Genomic DNA, 24,984 nt, shown 5'->3' with positions numbered 1-24,984 from the left:
AATTGCGTATATTCTGCAAGACACAGCAGCGACGATTGTGCTGACAGAACAAGAGATCATGGCTGAACTGCCACTTGAGGGCCAAAAAACAATCCTTGTTGACCCAATGTGGTTTGAGCGTTTCTGTGGCGCTTTATCCAGCGAAAACCTTGAGCCCCAAGGAGATGCCTGTCAGCACAGCCTAAGTTATGTGATTTATACATCAGGCTCCACAGGTGAACCAAAAGGTGTTGCAATAGAGCACGGCGCTTTGGCCAACTTTATTGACAACCAAACTGATATTCTTGCCTTTGATCAAAATTCAGTGGTGTTGAATGTTCTGTCCTTCTCATTTGACGCGGGTATAGGGCTGCTGTGCAGTGCATTATCTTCTGGTGCGACTACAGTGATCGCGCAAGCCGACGAACCGTTTTATGCACTGATTGATCAGCATCATATCAGCCATATCTCAGTGACATCACTGATGTTGAAAACGATCCCAGAGCAAAATTACCCAAGCTTACAAAGCCTTGTAATTGGTGGGGACAAAGTACCGAGCAAAATGCTTGAATTCTGGCTCACTCAGTGCCGAGTCATCAACGAATATGGGCCTACAGAGGCCGCGGTGACTGTGTTGTCAAATGAATGCTCGTTAGAGGAGCCTATCAGCATTGGTACACCGTACAAAAATGTTCAAACATTGGTGTTGGATGACAACTTAAATTTAGTGCCTGCCGGTGGTATTGGCGAGTTGTATTTAGCTGGAACGCAGTTGGCAAGAGAGTACCTCAATCAGCCTGAATTGACTCAGCGAGCGTTTATTGCAAACCCCTATACAACTGATAAAAATGCCCGTTTATATAAAACAGGTGATTTAGTACGCGCGCTACCAAGCGGCAAATTAGAGTTTGTTGGTCGAGTTGATGAGCAAGTAAAAGTTCGTGGATATCGAATTGAACTCAGTGAAATTGAGCATCAAATCTCTTTAATCGACGGTGTTGTTTCCAACATTGTCATTGTTGCACAAGATGATGCAGGCAATAAGCGTATTATCGCGTATGTGGAAAGTGCACACACCGATGAGCGCGCATTAGCTCAGGTACTTGGCGAGCAACTACAAACTGCTTTGCCAGATTATATGATCCCAGCTGCCTTTATTAAAGTTGCTCAATGGCCAAAGACTTTGTCAGGAAAAATTGATCGCAATGCGCTGCCTGAACCTTCTTTTACGAGCCAGGACGACGAGATAGTACATGCTGAAAACGAACTTGAGCGCCAGTTGGTTGCTATTTGGGCTGAATACCTGAAACTGGATGAAGCACAAATCAGTGTCACAGCAAACTTCTTTGAACTCGGTGGGGATTCAATTCTCTCAATCCAAATAGCGTCAAAAGCTGCGCAGCAAGGGCTTCACTTTAGAGTCAAAGACATATTTGCCGCAAAGACCATTCGTGCCTTGACTGAATATGTTTCTTGCACAGACGCACAAACTCACGATCAAGCGCCAAGTGAAGGTCAGATGCAGCTCATGCCAATTCACAATGAGTTTTTTGCCGATGAAACGCAATGGCATCACTATAATCAGTCTTTGATACTCAATGTATCAAGCAAGCTTGCACAGTGCCCATTCAGTGATTTCGTGAAGCTGATTGTCGAGCGTCATGATGCGCTGCGTCTGTGCTTTGAAAAATCAGAGCAAGGGTGGCAAGCAGAGTTTTTACCTATAGAGCAGCTTGATCTTAATAAGGCATTTCAGTTAGTTGATTTAAATGCGCATCCAGAGATCAATATCGAAGCGTATGCCAACGACATTCAAAAAACACTTAATCCAGCAAAAGGCGAATTATTTAAACTTGTGTACTTCCACGATGTGGAAAAGGAACAAGGAAAACTACTGTGGGTTATCCATCACTTGGTCGTCGACGGCGTGTCATGGCGTATTTTAACCGAAGATCTTCACACGCTTGTGCAGCAGTGGGAACAAAAGCAAACTCTGGCTTTAAACGCTAAAACAACTTCTTACCAGCAATGGGCTGAGTCTCTTCATGAGCTTGCCAGTTCAGAGCACTATCAAAATCAACTTGAGTACTGGCAGCAGCAAGCAAGTGTTGCAGTGCCAAACTTTGCCAATAGCGATATCAATACCCAAAATGCAGGTACTCACGGGTCTCGCGAAACGGCTCAATTTACATTAAGTGACAACGAAACTGCTTTGTTGTTAAACAAATGCAATACCAGTTATCGTACTCAAATCAATGAGCTTTTATTTGCAGCATTGAGCTTAGCGAGTAATCGTTGGCGTGATATGAGTGCGATACGATTTGACCTCGAAGGGCACGGTCGAGATGAGCTTGTTGAAGCGATGGATATCAGCCAAACAGTTGGTTGGTTCACGACTTTTTACCCGCTCACAATTCCTGCGCAAAGCTCGGATATTGCTGAGATTATCTCAGCAGTTAAAAATGCTTATCGCAGTGTGCCTGATAAGGGACTTGGTTTTGGCTTACTCAAGCATTGTTCGAGGCAAAATGACGCCGCAAGCTTTTCTAAAAGTGAACTTAGTTTCAACTATTTAGGCCAAATAGACGCGTCATCTGAGCAACAGGAGTTGATGAGCCTAGCATCTGATAGTACCGGTGAAAATATCAGCCCTGCCAGAAAAGCCGAGCACTTAATGGCGCTCAATGGCATGGTGCAAAATAACCAGCTTACATTCAACCTCAGCTATGACAGCAGTACTTATCACGCAAGTGAAATGTCAGAATTTATGGCTGCATTTAATGACGCATTGGTGGACATCATCGCGCATTGTGCCGATGTTAAACATGGTCGCTATTGTGAGTCGGACTTCCCGCTGGCTACGGTTGACGAGACGCAGATCAATGCATGGGCAGCAAACGCGCAAATTGCAGATTTGTATCCTGCTACAGGCATGCAACAAGGTTTGCTGTTCCAATCGACGCGCGAGCAGGGGAGTTACGTGACTCAAACTCTGTTGACGGTGGAGTCCATTGAAATCGAGAGCTTTATCTCGGCGTGGCAAATGGTGGTTGCTCGCAATCCTATATTTAGAACTGAGTTTAGAGGGATTGAAGCGGGTCATTGTCATCAAGTGGTGCGTAAAGAAGCATCTTTGCCTTGGATTCTGCATGATCTTTCAGCGTTGTCTATTGAACAACAAGAAGCGAGACTTGAGCAGCTAATCATAGAAGACAAGCAAGCTGGATTTGATTTTAATAACGCGCCGTTGATGCGCCTGACACTTTTCACCCTTGCTGATGGGAAAATTAAAGTGTTGTGGTCTCACCATCATGCCTTACTTGATGGTTGGTGTTTAACGTTGGTCTTCGATGAAGTTACGCAATATTACCGTCAAATTACGCAAGGGGTTGAGACAACACTGGATGAGCCTGTTTCTTATCGCAACTATATTGAATGGTTAAGTGCGCAAGACTTAGAGCAAGCACGTGAAAAATGGCAAGTGCGCTTAGCCGATTTCACTAAAGCGACGCCAACCCCGTTATATAGAAGTGAAGCGCTTAGCCATAACGAGCGAGTATCAAGCGCGCTGCATTTTGATAGTGATACAACGGCAAGGTTGCAAAAACTTGCGCAGGCGAGCCATACGACCATCAATACGCTGTTACAAGCGGCTTGGGCTTATGCGCTGTCTATTTATTCCAACGATGAAAATGTGTGCTTTGGTACTGTTGTATCTGGTCGTCCAGCGACTATCGATAATGTCGACAGTATCATGGGACTTTTCATCAATACTATCCCAGTTCAAGTCACGGTGGCCCCAGAGCAAGCCTTGCAACAATGGTTAGGTGAAATCCATCAAGATCTGGTTGAGTCGAGTGAAATGAGTTTCATACCGCTTGCTGAAATCCAAAAGTTAGTTGCGGATCAGCAATCACTATTCGATAGTCTACTGGTTTTTGAGAACTATCCTGTAGATGAGCAAATTAGCAATAAATCGGCTGAAGCGGGGATCAATGTAACGGACCTCGTACATTTCGAAAAAACCAATTTTGCTATTCAATTGACGGCATCGGTGACAGATAGCCTAGAAGTGAGGTTTGAGCTAGATAACCGCCACTATGTGCAGTCAGATGCTCAGCAATTGGCTGACAGCCTTTCAAACATCATGATGAGTATGCTCAACGAGCAAACTCAGTGCGTAAAACAGCTCGACGTCATTGGCGACGGTGAAAAGTTGTTAGAGTCACTCACGCCGAAAGGGTTTGAAGATTCTCAGCAAACTTTGCATGAAGTGTTCGAGTTGCAGGCAGCCCGTTATCCAAATAAAACGGCTGTTGACGATGGTAAGACAAGCCTTACGTACAGCGAGCTTAACCAAAAAGCAAACCAGATGGCACACATCCTACTGGAGCAACACCAAGTCACACCAGACAGCTTGGTCGGAGTGTGTTTGCAGCGCTCGTGCGATATGGCAGTGACGGTGCTGGCTATTTTAAAAGCCGGCGGCGCTTACTTGCCACTAGATGCCAGCTATCCCGTTGAACGCATCGAGTACATCCTTGGTGATGCGCAACCGTTGGTGATCATTACCGATGAAACGACCGTTGATTTTTCTGCACTGTCTCAACAGACCTTATTGAACCTACACAGTGACGAGTTTCTCCACAGTTTTGCTATGCAAAGCACTTGCAACCCTGAGATATCAAAACACACAGGACTGTATGACAAACTTGCTTACGTGATTTATACCTCTGGCTCAACTGGAAACCCAAAAGGGGTGCAAGTAGAGCACCGCAATGCGCTGAGCTTGTTCAGTGCTACAACGGATTTATTTGGTTTCTCAGAGGATGATGTGTGGGTGATGTTCCACTCCTTGTCTTTTGATTTCTCAGTTTGGGAGATTTGGGGAGCACTGTTGCATGGCGGTAAATTGGTTGTAGTGCCATTTGAAGTATCTCGTGCACCGAGAGAGTTCTATAGCTTGCTTGTTGAGCACCAGGTAACCGTCCTGAACCAAACACCGAGTGCATTTAATAATTTGATTAAAGAATGTATGGATTGCTCTGAGCACGCTTTGAGGTATGTGATATTTGGCGGTGAGGCACTCATTTTCTCATCATTGCGACCTTGGGTAAGCAAATATGATTTGAGTTCGACACAATTGATAAATATGTACGGCATTACAGAAACAACCGTACTTGATACATATTATCGTGTAACCGATGAAGATGTGTTCAATGACCATGGCAGCAGTAAAATTGGTGCCATGTTACCTCACGTAAGCGCAACGGTGCTGGATCAGCATGGGAAATTAGCCCCTGTTGGTGCTATCGGAGAGCTGTATTTAGGTGGCCCAGCTGTAACTAGGGGCTATTTAAATCGCCAAGAACTCACCGCAGATCGCTTTATTACCAACCCCTTACAAGGGAATACCACGACACCTTTGGTGAAGAGGTTATACAAAACAGGTGATTTGGTTAAGCAGTTAGATAACGGTGAATTCGAATATATCGGCCGAAACGACCACCAGGTTCAAGTCAACGGGTTTAGAATTGAACTTGAAGAAGTTGAGCAAAAAATTGCCAACTGCGAAGAAGTTAAAAGTGCGTGGGTGAACGTGGTTGAAAACGACAACGGCAAAGCATCTATTATTGCGTACGTTGTATTAGAGCAAGGCTCAGTGTCTCCTGTTGACGCCGTAAATGCTATTCGCAGTAAGTTGGCCAACTTATTACCTTATTTTATGTTGCCTACTGCTTTTATCCCTATGGAGCAATGGCCTTTAACTTTAAACGGCAAGTTGGACACCAGCCGCCTACCAAAGTGGAATGGTCAGACAGACGACGATAACTTTGTTGCGCCTACCAATGAAGTAGAAACCAAACTGCAAGCTTTGTGGGGTCAGCTATTGCAGCTAGAGCCAACCGAGATCAGTGTTGAGAGAAACTTCTTTGAACTGGGGGGAGATTCAATCATTGCGATTCAGTTGGTGTCAAAGGCAACTGAAGCTGGCCTGCATTTTACTGTAAACGACCTATTTGCAATGCCAACAGTGCGCGGCCTTGCCGAGAAAGCATACTCATCTAGTACTTTAGTTGCTGAGCAAGGTGATATTGAAGGCACTATCGAACTGTTACCAATACAGCATGAGTTTTTTGAAAACGACAATGGGATAAATCACTACAACCAAGCCGTACTGCTGGAGCCTCCAGTTGATCTGACACTGACAGATTTACAACATATTGTTGCGCGATTGTACCAAACGCATGACGCAATGCGGTTGCAATTTGAACAACAGGCTGACTCCTCTTGGCTAGCAACGCACCAGGAAGTAAGTCAAGCACACATCGAGTCGAGTATTGCTAAGATCGCGCTAAATGGCGGTGATTGGGAGAGCATATTACCGCAAATTGACGCCATTCAGGCGAGTCTAGATATCGCTACCGGAGCGCTATTTAAAGCGGTACTGATCACTGATGAAAATCGTGCTCACAGGCTTTTATTGGTACTTCACCACTTGGTGGTCGATGGTGTTTCATGGCGCATTATCATGTCGGATATTGAGCGAATTTATAGTCAATTACATGATAACAATGCTGACACAGCGAGAGTAAAAACAGCGTCATTCAAGCAATGGGGCGAGTATTTATCTGAGTATGCAACATCTGAGCTGTCAGCGCGTGAAGGGACATACTGGGCATCCGTGACTGAGCAGGAAGTTAGCAGTATTGCGAATAAACAAGCGTTGGCTGAATTTGAAAGTGCCAGCGCGATGGCTGAGAGTGCAATTGCCATCGACAGCAAAGTCACAAATCAGATACTCACAACTGCGATAGAAAGTTTTGATAGCTCGATTAACGCGCTATTACTGAGTGCATTGCTTGAATCTATACAGCGCACATTCGATATTGGAAGTATCCGTATTGATATGGAAGGCCATGGACGTGAAGCGCTTAACTCAAACTTAGATCTGAGCGGAACAATTGGGTGGTTCACTTCGGTTTACCCTGTCAATTTTGCTGTTGGTCAAAATCAAGACATAGCTCAGTTGATAGACAGTGTGGGGGCGCAACTTTCAAAAGTGCCAAACAATGGCATCGGCTATGGTGCACTTAAATATCTTGCCGAGCTTCCAGCGCTGCAAGGTAGCGTGCACAGTGAACTGGCATTCAACTACTTAGGTCAATTTGACCAAGTCAGTGGTGGTGATGGGGCATTTACATTTGCGCCAGAGAGTGTCGGCCAAGTGGTTTGCCCAACACGCGGCAGCAGCCACCCGCTTTCAGTTAATGGCTACGTGTTAAATGGCGCGCTGAATATCAGCATTGGCTATGATTCATCGCTCTATTGTGGTGACCAAATAGCGCAACTAGCAAACACATTTGACTCTGTTTTATCAGAGATCGCAGCGTTATCTGAGCAGCGCTTGAATCAAATCAATATTGCTGGTGAGCGGATCGTGCAGCGATATCCTGCAACAGGCATGCAAACCAGTTTACTTATTCAAAACTTGTTTGATAAAGAAAGTTATACCACCCAGATTAAAGTTAAATTTAAAGACTTAAATGTAGAGATATTCCAAAAAGCATGGCAGTTAGTCATGGACAAGCATGCCATATTACGAACCTCATTCTCAGGTATTGAAGAAGGTTATGTGGTTCAGTGTGTTCATGAGCGTGCACAGCTCACTTGGCACCAGCATGACCTAAGCGAGGTAGGATCAGATCAGCAGTCTGCTGCGCTAGAACTTATTCGCAGTAATGACAGAAAGCAGGGAATAGATCCTAGCTCTGCCCCTCTGATGCGAATGAATTTAGCGGATTTAGGTGCTGGAGAAAGTTATCTGATTTGGTCTCACCACCATGCCTTACTCGATGGTTGGAGTTTGGAATTAGTTTTTGCAGATGTATTCCAGTTCTATCAAGCATTGCTAGCGGGGCAAACGCCGAATATAGCAGGGGAAGTGCCATATAAGAATTATATCGATTGGCTGGCACAGCAAGATATGCATGGCGCAAAAGCATTTTGGCGAAATGAGCTGCAGCAAGGCACATTTGTAGGGCATTTCCCGAAAAGTAGTACACAACCAAGCGCAACTGCCCCTAAAGTTTGGCAGCGCAACTTTGCGTTACCTGAGGCCGTTACACGCAATATTCAAGCGTTTGCAAAGGCGTCACACGTTACTGTGAATGCGGTGGTGCAAAGTGCATGGGCGCTTGTTTTAGCGAATACTTTTGCTTCTGAAGATGTGATTTTTGGTGTAACGACTTCTGGTCGCCCAGCGCAATTATCTGGAGTAGATAAAACCGTTGGCTTATTTATTAACACATTGCCAGTTGTGGTTAATGTAGCCAAGCGTGAACCACTGACAAAGTGGGTAAAAGATGTACATCACAGATTTAGCCAAATCAACGCAAACAGTTTCTTGTCATTTTCTGAAATATTGCAAACTGGTAACTTGCAGGGCGACATTTTTGACAGTTTATTAGTATTTGAAAATTATCCATTAGAGCAAGGCATTCGAGAGCAACAGTCAGATCTTACCCTCAATGTGCTGGAGATGGACTCCGATGAAGAAACGACATTCCCGTTAACGGTAAAAGCGTTTGTAAAGGATGAGATGATTTTCCGTTTAGAAGGGCATTCGGATACATTCTCAGAGCAACAAGTAGAGTCACTTGAACAATGCTTGAGTCAGTTGTTGGCCGACATTCCAGAGCAAAGTAGTGAATTGGTTGGTCAACTACCACTGTTTGACGAACAGGACGAGACAAGTATAGAACCGCAGCAAGTGGCGAAACAGAAATATCAAAATGATCTAATCACCGTACATAATCAGTTTGAACAGCAAGTACTAAATGCGCCAGATAAAGATGCGATTAGATTTGAAGACACCTGTCTGACATATTGTCAATTGAATGAAGCTGCGAACCAGTTATCACACTACTTGATAAATGAAGCGGGTGTTCAAAAAGGCGATTTGGTCGGTATATGTTTACAGCGCTCACCTGATTTCATTATCTCAATTTTGGCGATACTGAAAGCTGGTGCTGCTTATATCCCCATGGACCCGGAATATCCGGCGCAGCGTCTGAAGTATTTCTTGTCCGATGCGAAACCCAAATTAGTGTTAACCAGTGATTCAGTCGATGTCACTGAGCTGAGTAGCCACAGTGTATTTGTGAGCTTATCTGAGGCCGCAATTCAATCATCAATAGCGCAACAATCAAATCAAAACCCGAACATCAAAGTTGATACACAAGACTTAATCTATGTGACTTATACCTCAGGTTCGACAGGGCAACCTAAGGGAGTCATGATTGAACATGGAAATGTGTCTCAATTGCTCGTCAGTTACCAAGAGCACTTTGAATTAGGTGCGGATGATGTGTGGACATTGTTCCATTCGCTATCATTTGACGTATCTGTTTGGGAGCTGTGGGGGGCGTTAACCAATTGTGCAACACTCGTGGTTGTTCCTTATTGGACTGCTCGATCGCCACAAGCTTTATACAATGTATTGTTAGAGCACAAAGTTACCGTGTTGTGTCAAACTCCAACCGCATTCAGCAACTTAGTCGATTTACAGCCGGAAAAAGATCTGCCCTTGGACCTGAAGTATGTGGTGTTCAGTGGTGAAGCTCTGAAATTCCCTAACCTCGCACCTTGGGTCGAAAAGCATGGTGTAGTTAAACCTGCGTTGATCAATGTTTATGGCATAACTGAGACCACGGTTTATTCAACTTTTTATCAAGTCAGTATGAAAGATGTGTACCAACCAGGAGTGAACAGCAAGATTGGAGTGCCTATCAAGGAGACTAAGTTCATTGTACTCAATGAGCAAGGTGAGGAAGTTCCAGTCGGTGAAGAAGGTGAGCTTTATGTTGCCGGTGCGGGCGTATCACGTGGATATCTCAATAAAGAAGCACTGACTGCAGAGCGTTTTGTCCCCATGAATTTTGGTGATGAGCAAAGCACGCTTTACTACAAAACAGGCGACTTGGCTAAGTGTTTACCAGAGGGCGGATACGAATATATCGGGCGTAATGATCATCAGGTAAATATCAAAGGCTTTAGAGTTGAATTGGGAGAGATTGAGCATCGCCTAGCTAGCATGGAGAGTGTTGCTAAAGCGTATGTAACAACGAGCAATGAAGAAACAATAGCAGCATTTGTGGTATTTAACTCAGCTACATCAAACTCCTCAGATGAATTGGAAAAAATCCGCAAATCGTTAGCTGGCAGTTTGCCTTACTTTATGCAGCCAGAGTCGCTGGTGGCAGTTGAATCTTGGCCCCTTACCAATAACGGCAAGATTGATAGGGCTGCGCTACTTGCTGTTGATAAACCATCACAAGCATCAGAGACGGCTGAATCAGCTGAACCTGAAACTGAGACTGAATTATTTTTGGCTCAACACTGGGCGAAGTTATTTGAGGTTGAACTAGAGCACGTCGATATTCACGCCTCTTTTTATCAGTATGCAGGAAACTCGCTAATGATGGTGCGACTGGCTAATGAAGTGAAGAAAGTATATTCAGTGAATATTTCAGTGAACGTATTGTTCGAATATTCAACAATTCATCAATTGGCCTCATATATAGATTTGTTAGTACAGAAAGGAAAAGACAACACGGCTCAACAAAGCGGTGAAAGAGAGATGTTTGAACTATGAATATAATGACCTTTATTTTAGAACTACAAAAGAAGCATGTGTTCTTAGCAGTAAATAGTGGAAAGTTAAGCGTTGATGCCCCGAAAGGGGCGTTGGATAGCCAAACTCTCGAAAAACTAAAATTACATAAGAATGAGATTATTGAGCACTTAAGCAAGCTGACCAAAATAGAAGAAGAAATTCAGCCTGTGGACAATGCCAGTAACTACCCACTTTCTTTTGCACAGCAAAGATTGTGGTTTATAGATCAGGTAGAGCAGGGCAGCGCAAGTTATAACATTCCTTGGGCGTTTGAAGTGAAAGGTAAATTTGATCTATCAATTGCCAATCGTGCCCTGAACGCGGTCATTGAGAAACACCAAATACTGAGAACGATATATATTAATGACGCAGGAGAGGGGCGTCAGCAGATATTAGCAGACTTTAATTTTTCGATAACAGAGCTCGACTTTACGCAAGACCTTGGTGGCATTCAGGCTTTTATTGAAGCGGAAGCAGGGAAACCGTTTGATTTAACATCGGAGCTTGTACTGCGAGTTAACTACCTAAAAACGGCGCCAGACAGTGGTGTGATGGTCTTTAATATCCATCATATCGCTTTTGATGAATGGTCTCGAGATATCCTTTTGGCTGAGTTTGTACAAAACTACAGCCAGTTGGAGGCTGGAAAAGAGGTAGTGCAAGAGGATTTATTTGTACAGTATCGCGATTTTGCTGCGTGGCAAAGAAAGCAATTGGATAACGGTACGTTGCAATCCCAGCTTGATTATTGGCATAAGCAGCTTGCAGATGCGCCTGTAACACATGGCCTTGCTTTGCAACGTAATAGGCCTGAAACAAGTCAACAAATAGGCAGCAAATATCGCTTCACTTTACCAGCGCACACTAAGGTTGCACTTGATAACTTGGCACGGTCGCAGTCAGTAACGCCATTTGTATTGATCCATGCAATATTTTCACTGATGCTCACTAAGGCTACCCGTAACTCTGACGTGGTTATTGGTACCCCAAGTGCGGGTCGCAGCAATAGTCAACTTGAACAGATGATAGGCTTTTTTGTTAACTTCCTATCGCTCAGAACCGATGTTGATGGTCACACTTCATTTGGTGATTATTTAGAGTATGTAAAACAGGTAAACTTAGCGGCACTGCAACATCAAGATGTGCCTTTCGACAGAGTGTTAGAGCACTGCGGCATTGAGCGTAATACTCAAATGGCACCATTGTTTCAAATCGTACTGTCAGTGCATCAAAGTAGTCAGGCGCATTCAAGTGACATGCCGTGGGATTTGTCCCCAGTGAATATTGAGCATGCATCAGCAAACTTTGATTTGATGCTTGAGGTGGGCATCGATAGCCAGTCATTGGAGTTGATGTTTACTTACGATAGTGCGCTGTTTTCTGCTCAGTACATCGAGAGCCTATCGCAATACTTCTGTACGGTATGCGATCAGGTGATTGAAAATAAAGATATCAATGTTTCAGATATTCAACTGATAAATGCTCAACAGCAAGGTGATATCGTTGACGAGGTGCTTCGTGCACACCGCCAATTCACTACCAATAGCATGCTACATCAACAGTTCGAAGAGATGGCAGTATCTCACCCTACGAGAGTAGCGGTTTGTGATGATGATAGTGCGCTTACATATCAAGCGCTCAACGAGCAAGCAAATCGCTTAGCGCGCTATCTGCAAGAGCAAGGTACACATGCACCCGATAGAGTTGGCATTTGCTTATCTCGTTCAACTGAGTTTGTGGTTGCGATGCTGGCAATTCTGAAAGCTGGTGGTACTTATGTTCCTATGGACCCAAGTTATCCTGCGGCGCGTTTGACTCATATCATCAATGATAGTGATATCAATTTGGTCGTTACCTCGGAGGCACTGCAAAACTTACCAGTGTTAGATACTGATCAAATCAAACGCATTGTACTTGATGGAGAACATTATACCGGCTTGCAATCTGGGCTCGATGCCGACAATTTGAATATCGAACTGCCTGAAAATCTAGTGGCGTATATCATTTACACGTCAGGCTCTTCAGGGCTGCCCAAAGGTGTTCAAGTTACCCATAAAAATGTGCTGAGACTGTTTAAATCATCAGATCAACAGTTCGAGTTCAGCGAGCAAGACGTTTGGAGTTGCTTCCATTCTACTGCCTTTGACTTTTCTGTTTGGGAGCTGTGGGGAGCGTTATTGTATGGTGCGAAGACGGTAATGGTGTCTTATGAAGACAGTCGTTCGCCGCAGCGATTTGCCAAGCTTTTAACGACGCACGGTGTCACGGTGTTGAGCCAAACAGCCTCAGCTTTTTATCAATTGTCAGAATATGTGCTTGAACACAATAGCCCACACCAACTGCGCTATGTCGTATTTGGTGGAGAGTATCTGAACTTTACCAAGCTGTTACCGTGGATGGATCGCTACGGCAGTGAGGCCCCGCAGTTGATCAATATGTATGGTATTACAGAAACTACTGTGCATGTTACCTATCAAAAAATAGAGCGCGCGCACTGTGAGCAAGGGATCAGCCTAATTGGTAAGCCGTTACAAGATTTGACTTGTTATGTTGTTGATGAAAATGGAAATTGCCAGCCTCCAGGCGTCCCAGGGGAACTGTGGGTTGGCGGTCAAGGTGTTACAAATGGGTACTTGAATAGACCAGAGCTGAATCTTGAAAAGTTTCTAGCCGATCCGTTTAGCGCTGAGCAAAATGCCGTAATTTACCGCAGTGGTGACCTTGTTCGCTGGTTGGATGATATGAGCCTACAGTATTTAGGTCGTATTGATGAGCAAGTAAAAATTCGAGGCTTTAGAATTGAGCTCGGTGAAATTGAAGCAAGTTTAAATTCCCACCCGCAAGTAAAATCCTGCGCAGTGCTGGCTAAGCCTAAAGAGCAATCAGGTCACGAACTGGTTATATATTTCACTTTGGCAGATGAGTTAGGCTCAGGTGATCAGCAAGCGCTATTTCGTGAGCTACACGGCTATTTGCAGGTGAAATTACCCAAACATATGGTGCCAGCAGCTTATGTAATGTTGGATGATTTACCTATGACGGTAAATGGCAAGCTCAACCGCAGCTTACTCTTATCAATGCCAGTAAGTTACATCAGCGAAGAATATCAAGCGCCAGAAACTCCCATTCAACGCCAGCTATGTGCTGTGTTTGAACAAACCTTGGAGTGTGAAAAAGTTGGTATTCAGGATAACTTTTTCAACCTAGGCGGTGATTCAATTCGAGCAATTTCATTGGTTGCCAACGCCGCAAACATCGGCCTTCAGTTTTCGGTCAAAGATGTATTTAATTATCAATCAGTTGTATCTCTGGCGGATGCCATTGAACGCAATGACACAGAATCGACAACTAAAGTAATAGAAAAGCCATTTGCGTTGCTGTCTGAAGAACAACAACAGGCGCTGCCACAAATAACCAAGGCAACAATCGAAGATGCATTTCCATTGACCGCTACTCAGCAGGGTATGGTGATCCATAACATGCTTGAGGCGAGCGATGGCACTTACCACGATGTGTCTAGCTCTCGATTAAAGTTGCAATGGCAACCAGATTTGTTTGTTCAGGCTTTGAGTGCGATTGTAGAACGCCATTCAGTACTGAGATCGACATTTGAGTCATGCTGTTCTCAGCCAATCCAAGTTATACATGAATCGATTGCCTTGCCTTTGGCAGTGAGGGCGATGACAGATGAAGAGGTCAATGATTTAGCGCAATATGAACAACAGTGTTTGGCGTTGGAATTGGCATCGCCGTTCGAAATGGGTGATATCCCGTGGCGTATGGCTATTCATACCATTGCCGATGATGATGTTTATCTTCATCTTTCATTCCATCATGCTTTGTTAGATGGTTGGAGTTTGGCGTCTTTCAATACAGAACTATTCACTCAGTACAAGCGTTTGCTATCTGGGCAACCGTTATTGCTGCAATCGAAGCCTCCTGCATTTTCGTTACAAATTGCCCAAGAAGTGGCGGCTATTGAATCAGGAAACAGCCGTCAGTACTTTGAAGAAAAGTTAGACGGAATGAGTTTACCTTGGTGGTCAAACCTCAAAAAAGGTGCTCTACAGGAAGCGTCAACAGCACTAAGCAGTGATCAACGTCGCCGCTTGAAAGACTTATCTAAGCAATTAAAAGTCACAGAAAAGAGCATCTTGCTGAGCGCACACACTGTGTTAATGGCTTTGTTGGATGGCCAAAAAGATGTTGTGACTTCAGTTGTAACTAATGGCAGACCAGAGCTAGAAGGCAGTGAGCAAACGCTTGGCCTATATCTAAATTCTCTGCCGATGAGAATAGATGTCACCAAGGGAACATGGCAGCAATTAATTGAAAAAGTGCATAGTGAAAGTGTCGACCTAATGTCGCACCGAAGCTACCCGCTCAGTGAAGTTCAGCGTGCAACAAATAGTGAATTCTCATCGTCACTGTTTAATTTTATCGATTTTCATGTTTATGAAAGCATACTCGGTGATGTTGACCTTCAAGGTGGAAACTTTTTCGAAAAAATCAACTTCATGCTGTATGTGACGTTTTTTAATAGCCCGGCTGATAACTCATTGGGCTTCAGAGTTAACGCAAACCTTGAGCAGTTTGATCAGCAATATATTGAAAAGGTTATAAACTATTTACATAAAATTATATCGCAAATCCTTGATGAACCGAGCCAAGAAATTGATTTTGATTCGTTTTTAGACACTAGAGAACTAGAGCGCATTGCGGCACTAGAACAGCAAAGTATCCAGAGTGGATCTATGCCAGCGCCGTCTGTCATTGAGTTATTTGAACGCAGTGTGGAGCAAAATCCAAGCGCGATAGCTGTAACCATGGCCGATCAGAGTCTAACTTATTTACAGCTTAATGACCGCGTAAATAATTTAGCTTGTGCGCTGCGAGAGGAAGAGGTTGGTGAAAATGACAAAGTTGGAATTTTCTTGCCACGGAGTATTGAGTCACTGATAGCCGTGTTGGCGGTTATGAGAGCCGGTGCGTGCTATGTTCCTCTGGACGTTAAAAACCCGGCGATGCGCAACCAAGCTATTATTGAGCAAACGCATGCAAGTGTTGTCATTTCTCATGAATCCCATGCTTTGCCTTTCAGTGTACAAGGTATTTCAGAGCTGGTGCTTGAAGAGGATGTGACAGACGATAGCTGGTTAGAAGACTTTGCAGACGATGAGACATTTGCTTTGCCTGATTTGCAGCAAAATGCATATGTTTTATTTACCTCAGGTTCAACGGGAACACCAAAAGGAATCGAGATATCTCATGCCAATCTCGCGTCATACTTAGACCATGTAAAGTCGCATTATTTTGTCAATGCAAGTCAGAGTTTGGTGAGTTCAACACTGAGTTTTGATGCAACTATCAGCGCTTGCTTTGGCCCGCTGAGCGTTGCTGGTACAGTCAATATCGTCGCTGAACAGAGCAATGATGCCGCATCAATTGCGGCGTTCATAAAAGACTGTGAAGCGCCATGCATATTCAAGGTGACACCATCTCATTTGGATGTAATTTCAGCAGTGTTGGGCGATTTTTCAAGTACATTGGAACATGTGCTGATAATTGGAGGAGAGGCGCTACACTGGAAAGCTGTTAATGAGTGGCGCACCAAGCACCTGCCCCAGGCAACTTATATCAATGAGTATGGCCCCACAGAGTCGACCGTCGGCTGTTGTTTTGAGGTGATCACACCGTCTTCGGCCGCGAAAGTAGATCAGGAAAACGTCGCAATTGGCGTGTCAGTGGCTGGTACATCTTTATATGTCTTTAATGATCAACTACAACGCATTCCTTTTGGATCAGTTGGTGAGCTATTTATTGCCGGCTCAGGGTTATCAAAAGGCTACCTAAACCGTCCAGATCTCACTGAACAAGCTTTTATCACGAAAAATATTAACGGCACAGATACTGTGTTATATCGTACTGGCGATTTAGTGCGTTATCTATCCGACGGTAAGTTGGAATATATCGGACGCAGAAAGGCGCAGATAAAAATCCGTGGTTATCGGATAGATCTGGATGAGATAAAGCATCATATATTAGCGGTAAAAGGTGTTAAAGCTGCCTTTGTAGCCAAGTCACAAGGTGCCGCGGGGCAGGCTGTGCTAGTTGCATATTACACCGCACAAGACGGCGCATCGCTCGATACGCAAATTCTTCAAAACCTAACAAAACATTTACCTGAGTATATGGTGCCTAAGTTTGTTGTGGCAGTTGATGAGTTTAAGCTTACGCTCAATGGTAAAGTCGATAGTAAAGCGCTACCTGATGTCAGCACTTTGCAAGGTAGCTCGAAGGTAACGGAGCCAGAATCAAGTTTAGAGGTCACGTTGCGCAATGTATGGGCATCCGTATTGAGAGTGGCACCAGATACCCTTGATGTGATGGCAGACTTTTTTGAGCTAGGTGGCGATTCGATTTTGGCTATCCAAATTGTGGCAAAAGCACGTCATCAGGGCGTATTCTTTTCACTGGCCGATTTGTTTAAGTTTTCCACCATACGGTCTCTGTCAGGTGTCGCGACTACCGATAAAGAATTGGACATATCTCAAGAGGCAGTAACTGGCGAGATGCCACTGTTACCGGTGCAGCAAGCGTTTTTACAAAAGGGGGTTGAATTAGATTATTATAATCAAGCAGTGATGCTAAATACCCCACCTGAGTTTAATGCTGAAGCATTACAAACCATTGTTGCAGAGCTGGTAAATCGCCACGATGCCCTTAGGTTGAGCTTTAAACACGAAGCAAACAATTGGCAAGCAAGTCATCAAGACATTACCACGCAATCACTGAACCACTTCTTTGCGGTCGAAAAGTGCTCACTATCTGATAAAGAGCAAGTGGCCGAGATAGTCAATCGCTATCATCAAAGTTTTGAGCTGGCAGGACCGTTGGCTAGATTTGTATATGTGGAAGATGAGCACAATGCGCAAGACGGGCGTTTATTTATTGTGCTTCACCACCTGGTCGTTGATGGTGTGTCATGGCGTATTTTATTGTCTGATATTGAAGCTGCGTTTTCTCAGCTGCATGCATTTGGCCGTGTTCAGTTGGCACCAAAATCTTCTTCGTATAAAGCGTGGGGTGAGTTTCTTCAAGAGTATGCGTCGGATGAGCAGATTTTGGCGCAAATACCTTATTGGCAAAGTGTCGTAGCAACGCAATCGAGTCCGCTGCCTGTGCTTGAGTCTCAAAGCAGTGAACATGCTGTAGCAAAATCGCAAGCGCAAACGAGCTTTTCTAAAAAGGAAACACAGCAGCTGATCACCCAAGCTATTTTAAAGTATGACTTGCAAGTTAATGAACTATTGCTGAGTTCGCTTTTAATCGCTTTGCACCAGTGGAGTGGTGGTAACCAATTCTTGATTGATATGGAAGGCCATGGCCGAGAGGCGTTAACAGAAAGCTTAGACCTGACAGAAACCGTCGGTTGGTTTACAAGCATTTACCCTGTTTTACTGGCAGCATCTAACGAGAGTCTTAATGCGCTTGCTTATGAGAAAATAATTCACCACGTTAAAGAGACCTATCGAGCAATTCCGAGCAATGGTATTGGATTTGGCGTGATCGCCAATAGCGAGCAGAGCCGTGAATTGGGTGATTATGCGCCAGCTCAAATTCAATTTAACTACTTGGGTCAGTTTGACAATGTAACAGAAGATGGTGAGTTCTTTTCAATTGCAACGGAATCAGCGGGTGATTGGTCTAGCGCCAATCGACCTATGTCACATAAACTAGACCTAATCGCCATGGTAACCAATGGCAGCATGCAGTTTAAGATCAACTTTGACTTGTCTGATTTTAGCCAGCAACAGGCTGATTCATTGGCAAGCCATCTCCAAAAAGCTGTGCAAGGGATTATATCGCATTGTGTCGGTGCTTTAGATGAGAGCACAATTGCAGCGCAATTCCCGCACGCGACTGCGCCTATTGAGACGCTTTCGCACTGGCATTCGCAACACGATGCGTTGGATATTTACCCCGCAACGGGCATGCAAAAAGGGTTGCTGTTCCATAGTGAATTAGATAGCAGCGCTTACGTCACCCAAATTCGCTTGGACTTTGAATACGTATTGCCAGAGATGTTGAAATTAGCATGGCACAGCATCGTGAACAGGCATGATATCTTCAAAACCGCTTTTGTAGGGTTTGAGGAAGGGTATTGCCATCAGTTAGTTCAGCATGAAGTCGAACTCAATTGGTCCGAGGTATCACTTGTCCATTTAGATGCAGCGGCACAACAAGAAGAAGTAGAACGAATTCGCTGCCAAGATGCAGGCACTAAGTTTAACATCGTCGACGCGCCGTTGATGAGGTTCCACTTACTTAACTTAGGTGAAAACGGTCACGTTTTGATTTGGTCACACCATCACTCCTTAATGGATGGATGGTCAATGAGCATGGTGTTTCAAGAGGTTGCCAAAGTCTATGAAGCGGCATTGGCAAATAAACCGATGACTTTGCCTGCGGTTGCACCATATAAAAATTATATTCAGTGGCTCAATCAACAAGACCAAGCGGCGTCGCTTACCTTTTGGAAAGCGCAATTGTCTGAGGCTATGGCGCCAACACCACTGCCGTTGATGGACAGCTCAAAGGTTGCAGAATCAGAGCAAGAGTTTGCGTTGCAATTGAATGTTGAACAAACGCAGTCACTTGTTGAGTTTGCTCGTAAAACAAAAACCACACTGAATAGTTTGTTGCAATCGTCGTGGGCTATTTTACTGTCACGCTACAGTTCAGAGTCAACAGTCACCTTTGGTTATACGACTACGGGTCGTCCTCCTGTGCTAGAAAATGTTGGCAAAATGGTTGGTTTGTTCATTAACTCTTTGCCATGCAGAGTAACGGTAGAGGGCAGTGAGAAAGTTGAGGACTTCCTAATTTCTCAACGTGATGCACTGAGCCAAAGAGAACAACATAACTTTATATCCGCGACAGAAATTCAAACTGCGGCGAATAGTCATGGGACAGGTGAGCTATACAACAGTGTCATTGTCTTTGAAAACTACCCGATCAAAGATGTGAGTGCTCATGTTAATAATGCTGGTTTGGTGATCACCGATGTGCAGCCGTATGCGCGCACTAACTTCCCGCTGAGCTTGATAGCACACTTAGGCGATACATTATCGATTCGATTTGAATACCACTTAGGGCAATACAGCGCAGCTGATATCGAAACTGTGGGTCAACAACTTAAGGCGGTACTACTCCAGCTTGTTGAAAAGGCACAAGCGCGCGTATGTGATATTGATTTGGCAGTTGATGCTGCTGTAGAAACGTTACAAGAAAGCGAAAGTGGTATCGCTTCTACCCCATTCTTTGCGCTAAACGACAAGGTTGCTGAATATGCACAACTGTCGCCCAATGCACCAGCGGTGTCTTCTCAAGATGGCGCATTGACTTATGATGCATTGGCAACGAAAGTTGCATGCCTATCTGTCGTATTGCAAGACGAAGGGTTAGCTCCAGGGCAAGCGGTAGGAATATGCATGGAGCGCAGCGTTAAAAGCACGGTTGCCATGCTTGCAGTTTTAAAAGCGGGTGGCTTTTATGTTCCAATTGATGCTAAAACGCCCAGTGCACGAATCAATCATATTATTGATGACTGTGGCATGGAACTGATGTTGGTTGATGAACACACCGTTGAAAGTGTGCCTCTAGATGGTGTTGACTTCATGATGCTTGATGATGAGCTGTTTGATGAAGATTGGTATCAATGTTCCGAGCAGGAATTACAGGACGCTAAGACTTCAGTCCAGTCATCAGATACGGCCTACGTCATATATACCTCAGGTTCTACGGGTAAACCGAAAGGCGTTGCTGTATCACATGCCAATTTAGCCCACTACTTGAACTATGCTGCGTCGCAATATTTTGATGGCGTGAATGGGGCTGTAGTGAGCACGTCTTTGAGCTTTGATGCGACAATTACCAGTCTATTTACGCCACTAGTATGCGGCAAAGAAGTTGTATTAATTGAACAAGGAAGTCGCGAGCTAGATTCACTGGCCGCATTGATTGCAAATGCTGCATCCCCTATGTTGTTTAAATTGACACCGTCGCATTTAAATGCACTTGCCAAGTTGTACGACCAACCGCAGACAAAGGTTGAGCATATGTGCATTGTTGGGGGTGAAAACTTGAGTTGGGGTACTGTTGATCAGTGGCGCAACAGTGTTATGCCAAACGCCTGTATTATCAATGAATATGGACCGACAGAAGCGACCGTAGGTTGTGTTGTATTTAAAGTCTCAGCGAATGAAAGCGCAGGGCAAACTGTGGGGTCAGTGCCAATTGGCGTGCCAATTCACAATACTGTTTTACGCGTATTGGACAAAGATGGCAGAGCTGTTCCCAAAGGCGCTAAAGGAGAGCTGTATATCGGGGGAGAAGGTGTTACTCAAGGGTATATGAATCGTTTAGCACTTACCCAAGAAAAGTTTATTGAGTTTTCCGATGACACCAACCAAGCACTTACCTATTACCGCACAGGTGACATAGTTCGCTACAAGCATGATGGCAACCTTGAATTTATCAGCCGAGTTGACGAGCAAGTGAAAGTGCGTGGCTATCGCATAGAAACAGGCGAAATTGAGCATCACCTGCTGAGCAATCAAAGCATTTCTGCTGCGCATGTGATGTTAGACGATACTGCGGCTCAACATCTTGTAGCCTATATTGCTTGTGATGTCGATATGGATTTGGCGGAACTGGAGCGTAGTTTAAGAACATCATTGGCGTTAGAGCTAAATGACTATATGTGTCCAAGCCAGTACGTGTTTTTAGCCCAGTTACCATTAACTGCTAATGGTAAAGTCGATAGAAAGGCGCTACCAAAATGGCAAGCACATACAGAGCAAACCAGTTCGTCTGGTCCTGTAGGTGAAATAGAAAATCAGCTTGCAAATATCTGGGCACAATTGCTTGAAGTGGAATTGGCTGCGATTACACAAGATAGTGACTTTTTCTTGTTAGGCGGCCATTCACTGTTGGCAATACAGTTGATAACTGCAATTAGAGAGACGTTTAACGTTGAGGTTTCGCTTCATCAATTATTTGATGCGTCCTCTTTGTCAGGACAAGGTGAGGTGGTAGAGCAAGCCGATGCAGCGACATTTACGCCTGCTATTCAGCCTGTGTCACTCGACATGACGCATTATCCACTGACACATGCACAAGAGCGCCTTTGGTTTATCGACCAAATGGGCCAAGGCAGTTCGCAATATAACATGCCACTTGCTTTTGAAGTGTCAGGCCAGTTTGACGTTGAACTGATTGAGCAGACATTAGGCGAAATTGTCGCTCGCCATCAGGTGCTGAGAAGTAACTTTGTGACGGTGGACGAGCAGCCACAAGTCACTTATGAACATGCTCAACCGTTTAAACTACATCGAGTCGACGTGAGTCACTTGGATGCGCAAGCTCGCCAACATGAAGTAGCACAAATTCAATTTGAAAATGCCACAAAGGTGTTTGATCTTGCTAAAGACTTACTGGTTAGAGCCAGTTACGTCAAGCTTACAAACGGTGTAGATGTTGAGAGTGGCGCGCTACTATTGTGTTTCCACCATATTGTCTTTGACGGTTGGTCGATTGGTATCTTAATGAAAGAATTCAATACCATATACGCAGCCAAAAGCCGTCAAGTTGCCGCAGAGCTAACCCCGCTTGCAGTGCAATACCAAGATTATGCGGTATGGCAGCGTACGTGGGAAGGTGAGCAGCAATACCTTGCCGATCAGACCTATTGGACAGAGGCACTTGCTGGGAGTCCACAAATTCACTCAATTCCAACGGATAAAGTTCGTCCTGCGCGACAGTCATTTGCCGGAAGCGCAGTGCCATTTAAGCTTGATCAGGCGCAAAAAAATAAGCTCAAGGCATTCTGTCAGAGCCGAGGATTGACGATGTCAATGGCACTACAGACGGCGTTCTCTGTGCTGTTGAATCGTTACAGTGGTGAATCAGATATTTTGTTTGGTACGCCGGTAGCGAATAGGGACCGCAAAGAAGTTGAGCCATTAATTGGCTTCTTCGTAAACCTGGTTGTGATGAGAGTGGGTGTTGAACCGCAGTCTTCGTTTGATTCTTTACTGCAAATGGTTAAACAGACAAGCTTGGCTGCTCAGTCGCATCAGTCATATCCATTTGATAAATTGGTTTCAGATCTGGATATCACCCGCAGCGCGTCACATGCACCGCTTGTTCAAGTGATATTCTCAATGAACACCAATAAAGTGGAAGGCTTAGCTGCGGAAGAGTTTGCGATTTCACCAATGCATACCGAGCAGCTAGTTGCCAAAGTTGACTTGAGTTTGGATGTTGAGGAGTTTGATGATGAAGTAGGCTTCTCACTGGGATATTGTACTGACCTGTTTGAGACAGAAACCATTGAGCAGATGGGCGAAAATTACCTGCTCATTATAGAAAATATGTTGTCGATGCCTGAATTGCAGGTCGCGCAAGCCCTTGTAAATCAAAGAACTGATAGGAATACCGGTCGCGATGGTTTGACTGACAGTGACAAGCCGTTTGTAGCGGTACATGAGGCTGTTAAATGCCATGTTGTTGAAGCGCCTGAAGCACTGGCTCTAATCGATGGCAGTGAACAGCTAACATATGGTCAACTTGCTGCTGCAGCCCGTGCCATGTCAGTTGCACTGTATGAACAAGGTGTTCGCGCGGGTAGTTTGGTGGGTGTAATTGCTGAAAACTCGGTGAGCAATGTTGTACTTATGGTAGCGCTTTCGCAAATGGGCGCTGTGTATATGCCGTTTGACCAAAGGTTGCCAGCTCAGCGTATTGAGCAAATGATTGAGTCGAGTGGTGTAGAGCATTTGATAGTGCCTGCAACACACCGCAAGACTGATTTTGCTGGTGTTCAGCAACTTAGCCTAGACGGGCTATACATTCGCTCTGTAGATAACCAGACACAGCAAGTTCTGCTAGCTGACAAGTTGATGCCAGTAGAGGCAGATCAACTGGCCTATGTCATCCATACTTCAGGGTCTACTGGCGTACCTAAAGGGGTGATGATTGAGCACTTGGCTTTGACTAGTTTTGTGCGGAACCATAATCACTTTGTAGGTACACAGCCTCAGTCAAGAGTGATGTCTGTCTTGTCTCCTGCCTTTGATGCCGGATTAGGTGTTATTTGGAGTAGCTTGTATTCGGGCGCTACCTTGTGTTTGGCAAGCTTTGAGCAATCGCTATCAAAGCAGTTAATTGATTTTGAAGTGCAACAAATCTCTTTAACACCTTCGATTTTAGAATCGCTGTCCTGGCAAAGTGAATTTAAGTTAGAAACACTCATCCTTGGTGGTGAGGCATGTCCAGAATCTACGGTTGAAAAGTGGCAGCAGCACTGTCGTTTAATCAATGAATATGGGCCAACAGAAACCACGGTGACTGCCATGGCAAGTGATTGGTCAGTATCGAACTCTCGAAGCTTGGGTGATGTCTATCCGGGGTTTGAAGCGGTTGTATTGGACGAAAATGGGCACCCTTGTCCTGTCGGTGCAATCGGTGAGTTATATCTGGCAGGTGATCAGTTAGCAAGAGGTTATATCAATGCCCCTGAACTGACGGCGAAAGCGTTTATTGAAATGTCATTACCCGGCAGCTCTAAGCAGAGGTATTACAAAACTGGAGATCTAGTCCGCATATTACCTTCGGGTGAATTTAGCTTTATTGGCAGAGCTGATACGCAAGTCAAAATCCGTGGATTTAGAATCGAATTAGAAGAAATTGAAAATAAAATCTTGTTAATAGATGGTGTTGAACAAGTTGTTGTTGATGTTTGTGTGTTAAATGAGGTTGAAAATATTGTTGCATATTTTGTTGCAATAAAGGATATTGACAAACCACAGTTCAAGGAACATTTAACAGCATTACTACCAGATTATATGGTGCCTAATCATTACGTTAGCTTGGAAGCGATGCCGCTAACAGTGAATGGTAAAGTTGACCGTAAATCGTTGCCTGTGCCGCAATCACTTCATCGTGAGCAAGTATACGTGGCACCGACTAGTGAGCTGGAACGTCAGGTTTGTGCTATGTGGCAGGAGTTATTGCAGGTTGAGCAAGTCGGGCTAGAGGATAACTTCTTCGATTTGGGAGGCCACTCTTTGTTGGCTGCGCGTATGTATACCGCTATTCAACATCAGTTTGATATAGAGTTGTCCATGCAAGAAGTTCTTGAGCAACCAGTGGTGTCCGAGCTTGTAAAAGTTATTGATACCGCTGTACGACTCAAAGAAGGGCTAATCTCTCAACATGAAGATGACAGCAGTGATGCCGAAGAAGATGTTTGGGAACTGTAA

2 protein-coding genes (1 of these 2 cut by a window edge) are annotated in these 24,984 nt (G+C 44.5%); both read left to right on the top strand.

The genetic code is table 11. The features are described 5' to 3' along the window. Window positions 1-10,636, top strand: partial view of a non-ribosomal peptide synthetase gene (locus tag J8M00_RS06570; RefSeq protein WP_211009521.1) — the 3' portion only. The gene continues 1,856 nt to the left of window position 1, outside the view; 10,636 of the gene's 12,492 nt are visible here — the last part of the coding sequence; its start codon lies beyond the left edge, outside the window; it ends in the stop codon at window positions 10,634-10,636. After that, window positions 10,633-24,984 carry a non-ribosomal peptide synthetase gene (locus J8M00_RS06565; RefSeq protein ID WP_211009520.1) on the top strand — a complete coding sequence of 4,784 codons (14,352 nt, stop codon included), beginning with the start codon at window positions 10,633-10,635 and terminating at the stop codon, window positions 24,982-24,984. Before J8M00_RS06570 ends, J8M00_RS06565 begins: the two co-directional genes overlap by 4 nt.

Origin of the sequence: Pseudoalteromonas luteoviolacea (assembly GCF_018100925.1) — a bacterium.
In the GTDB taxonomy this organism is placed as follows: domain Bacteria; phylum Pseudomonadota; class Gammaproteobacteria; order Enterobacterales; family Alteromonadaceae; genus Pseudoalteromonas; species Pseudoalteromonas obscura.
The sequence above is the reverse complement of the archived record's forward strand: the minus strand, read 5'-3'. Positions and strand labels throughout refer to the sequence as shown.

Excerpts from the sequence above, each read along its gene's own strand:
- J8M00_RS06565 (WP_211009520.1), top strand. The coding sequence starts at position 10,633 with ATGAATATAATGACCTTTATTTTAGAACTACAAAAGAAGCATGTGTTC.